The sequence below is a fragment of the Cyanobacteria bacterium QS_8_64_29 genome (assembly GCA_003022125.1).
Classification (GTDB): Bacteria; Cyanobacteriota; Cyanobacteriia; order Cyanobacteriales; family Rubidibacteraceae; genus QS-8-64-29.
In genome coordinates this window covers 1-3,526 of the sequence record PXQH01000056.1, presented here as the reverse complement: position 1 = coordinate 3,526, position 3,526 = coordinate 1, and the positions used below count along the sequence as shown (strand labels likewise).

General features: G+C 64.2%; 3 protein-coding genes. 2 read left to right on the top strand and 1 reads right to left on the bottom strand.

What is annotated here, in order from left to right; translation table 11 throughout:
• Window positions 1-189: 189 nt before the first annotated feature.
• On the bottom strand, window positions 190-864 hold the full coding sequence (locus tag BRC58_09035) for a phosphoribosyltransferase (protein PSP16479.1): 675 nt from the start codon (window positions 862-864) through the stop codon (window positions 190-192).
• Between the two features lie 133 nt (window positions 865-997).
• Between BRC58_09035 and BRC58_09030 the strand changes: the two genes are divergently transcribed.
• Both BRC58_09030 and BRC58_09025 read left to right on the top strand, forming a co-directional pair.
• Window positions 998-1,705, top strand: a complete 708-nt coding sequence (locus BRC58_09030) for a uracil-DNA glycosylase (protein PSP16478.1) — start codon at window positions 998-1,000, stop codon at window positions 1,703-1,705.
• A gap of 129 nt (window positions 1,706-1,834) precedes the next feature.
• Complete coding sequence (locus BRC58_09025) at window positions 1,835-3,319, top strand: UDP-N-acetylmuramoyl-L-alanyl-D-glutamate--2,6-diaminopimelate ligase (GenBank protein PSP16477.1); 1,485 nt, start codon at window positions 1,835-1,837, stop codon at window positions 3,317-3,319.
• The last annotated feature ends 207 nt before the right edge of the window (window positions 3,320-3,526 follow it).

The following is a 3,526-nucleotide window of genomic DNA, read 5'->3' as shown; positions in this document are numbered from 1 at the left end:
GCGGCCGTTGGAACGAGCTTGTACTGGTACGTCAGCGTCAGCACACCCCCACTCTAGCACTATCTACAAAATTAGCTCAACTTTGTAGAAATTCGGGGGTGCGAGAGGGCTATAGAGCCCTTGAGGGAAGGGCTCTATAGCCCTCTCGCGCTCTCTCGAAGCGGTAGCCGCTCGCGCTGCCATCGCGGCTCAACCGCTCGCCTGCAAGTAGGGCGTATTGTACTGCTGTAGGGCAGCCAGCGCCTCATCGGTATCGAGCTGTTCGAAGCGCTGGTAAAAGCGGCCCACGCTCAGAAACGGCTGCGGCGTCGCCAGTACGATGGCGCGATCGCAGTCAGTCGGCGGATCGCGCGCGACCTCCGGCGGCGCCACGGGCGCCGCAATCCACACCTGGCTCGGCTGCTGCGCCCGGATGGAGCGGGCGGCGGCAGCCACCGTCATGCCCGTGGCGATGCCATCATCCACCAGAATGGCGACTTTGCCCGCTGGCGTGACCTCAGGGCAACCAGGGGCAAGCGCCTGCCACTGCTCGATAGCTTGTTGCTGTGCGCTGGCCTTGGCCGCCTCGAGCGCCTCGCCGGCCTCGGCTGCTGCCTCGGGGTCGGTGCTACCCCACTGGTAGCGGCCGTCTGAAGTGATCGCGCCCAGCGCCAGTTCCTCATTGGGCGGCAGGGCAATTTTTTTGGCCACGACGACGCTCAGCGGGCACCCCATCGCGCGGGCGACCGGAACGGCCGTGGCGATCCCTCCGCGCGGCAGCGCGTAGACAACGGCCGCCTGCGGTTGCGGGCACCGAGCCAGTTCGCTTGCGATCGCGGCCGCTAGCTGCTCGCCGGCACTGGCGCGATCAGCAAACGGGAGCATGGTGGTTGCGGTTGTCGCTGGCCCGCGCAACGCTTGTAAGATTCGCCGTAACGCGTTCGTCGCAGCGTGCCCGAGGGCTTGGGTGCGCTCTAGAATGCTCGGGACCCTCTAGCTCGGTAGCTCACTTTCTATTATGAGCGAGCCCAATCAGTTCAACCTGTTCGGTGGCTCGGACCTAGAGCCAGTGCTGTCTGAGGCTGAGTTTCAACGCATTCCCACCGACGCGCGCGCGCCCATTCCCCAAGGGACGTACGCCGAGCTGGACGCGCTGACCGCCCACTGCTGCCAGTGCCAGCGCTGCGAGCTGGGCCAGCACCGCACCCAAGCCGTGGTGGAGCGCGGCAACCCGCAGGCGAATTTGATGGTGGTGGGCGAGGGCCCCGGCCAACAAGAGGACGAAACCGGCCTTCCCTTTGTGGGCAAAGCCGGCCAGCTGCTGGACAAAATTCTGGCCTCGGTGCGCCTAGACCCCGAGCGAGACACCTACATTTGCAATATCGTCAAGTGCCGCCCGCCCGAGAATCGCAAGCCCACCGCGCCAGAAACGGAGGCGTGCAAGCCCTACTTGCTCGAGCAGATTCGGCTGGTGGATCCCCAAATTATTCTGTTCACCGGCGGTACCTCGCTGCAGGCGGTTACTGGGACCAAGCGCGGCATTACCAAGGTCCGCGGCCAGTGGATCGAGTGGGAAGGGCGGCTGACCATGCCCATCTTTCACCCGGCCTACTTGCTGCGCAACCCATCGCGGGAGAAAGGCAGCCCCAAGTGGCTGATGTGGCAAGACATCCAAGCTGTGCGGGCCAAGCTCGATGAGCTGAGCGGCAGCGGCGCAGCACAATAGCTGCGGCGGCTAACCAATGACCCCGTGGGGGGCGCGTTCGGCCCTTAGGGGCAGCCCGCCATGCAAGCTAGGCTGCCGCTACAGTCGGGAAGCCGCGCACCTTGTAGATAGGGGTGAGGAGCAGAGACTATGAAACTGCAGGAGCTGCTGGCTCGGGTCGCTCATTCCGCCCCCGATCCGCACTCGCTAGGGGGCGACATTGAGGTATCGGGGCTTTGTACCAACTCCCACGCCTGCCAGCCCGGGGATCTGTTCATCGGCCTGCCAGGAGCGCGGGTCGATGGCGGCAACTTTTGGCAAAGCGCGATCGCCGCCGGGGCGGCAGCGGCGCTGATTGCCCCAGCGGCAGCCCAGCGGCATCCCCCGCAACCGGGCGATCGAGTCTTCGTCATTGACAACATTGGGACGGCTTGCGCGGACGTGGCAGCCGCTTTCTACGGCGATCCGGCTCGCGAGCTCACCCTGGCTGGGGTCACCGGGACCAATGGCAAAACCACCACTAGCCATCTGGTGGAGCACCTGTTGCGCCAGGCCCAGCGCCCGAGCGCGCTTTTGGGAACGCTGGGAGCGCGCTGGCCCGGTCGGGAGCAGGCTAACGCGCATACAACACCGTTTGCCGTCGAGCTGCAGCGGCAGCTGCGCGAGGCGCTAGCGGCCGGCAGCCAATACGCAGTGCTGGAGGTTAGCTCCCACGGACTGGCGCAAGGCCGGATCCGCAACTGCCAATTCGAGGCAGCAGCCTTTACCAACCTGAGCCAGGATCACCTCGACTTCCACGACAGCATGGAAGATTACTTTCAGGCCAAAGCCATGCTGTTCGGTCCCGATTACCTGCAGGGGCGCGCCATCATCAATCAAGACGATCCCTACGGGCAGCGCCTAATTGCCAGCTTGCCGCCCGAGCGGGTCTGGCGCTACAGCCTGCACGATGCCTCGGCCGAGCTGCGAGCGAGCCAGCTGCGCTACGCCCCTAGCGGGATTGATGGGTTGCTCCACACGCCAGTTGGGGAAACTCGCTTCCAATCGCCGCTGGTAGGCGAGTACAATCTCGCCAACCTGCTTGCTGCCGTTGGGGTTGCCCTGCACTTGGACCTCGACCTGGCAACCGTGGCGGCTGGCTTGGCGCGCTTTTCTGGGGTGCCCGGTCGCATGGAGCGCGTGCAGCTCGATGGCGAGCAAGACATCAGCGTTGTGGTGGATTACGCCCACACCCCGGACAGCCTGGCCAGCGTGCTGCGGGCGGCTCGCCCGTTTTTTGCCGGTCGCACCCTGTGCGTGTTCGGTTGCGGCGGCGATCGCGACCGCGGCAAGCGCCCGCTCATGGGGCAAACGGCGGCCGAGCTAGCTGATGTGGCGTTTGTGACCTCCGACAATCCCCGCACCGAAGATCCGGACGGGATCTTGCAGGACATCTTGCAAGGCATGCCGGCCGATGGCCGCGTCCGTACCATCCGTGATCGGGCCGAGGCCATCCGCGCGGCCGTTCGAGAAGCGCAACCGGGCGACGGCATTCTAATTGCCGGCAAGGGGCACGAGGACTACCAGATCCTGGGCACCGAGAAGGTCCATTTTGACGACCGCGAGCAAGCCCGCCTGGGGCAGCCAGCGCCGTGAGCGTTACCACCTGCTAATACTACAGCCGCGGTTTGGCTCTACAATTGCTGTGGCGGGCAATTGAGGGGTCGCCAACCAGGGAATCTATGGACGCCAAAATCGTAGGGTACCTCTAAAAATTAAATTCAGGCCGATTTATGGAAAAATAGAATGTAGCAACCAGGATTAAAACTGATGGGACAGCTAGGGTTCTGGGATCGAGAAAAG

Coding starts and splice junctions, on each gene's coding strand:
- BRC58_09035 (PSP16479.1), bottom strand. CDS start 864: ATGCTCCCGTTTGCTGATCGCGCCAGTGCCGGCGAGCAGCTAGCGGCC.
- BRC58_09030 (PSP16478.1), top strand. CDS start 998: ATGAGCGAGCCCAATCAGTTCAACCTGTTCGGTGGCTCGGACCTAGAG.
- BRC58_09025 (PSP16477.1), top strand. CDS start 1,835: ATGAAACTGCAGGAGCTGCTGGCTCGGGTCGCTCATTCCGCCCCCGAT.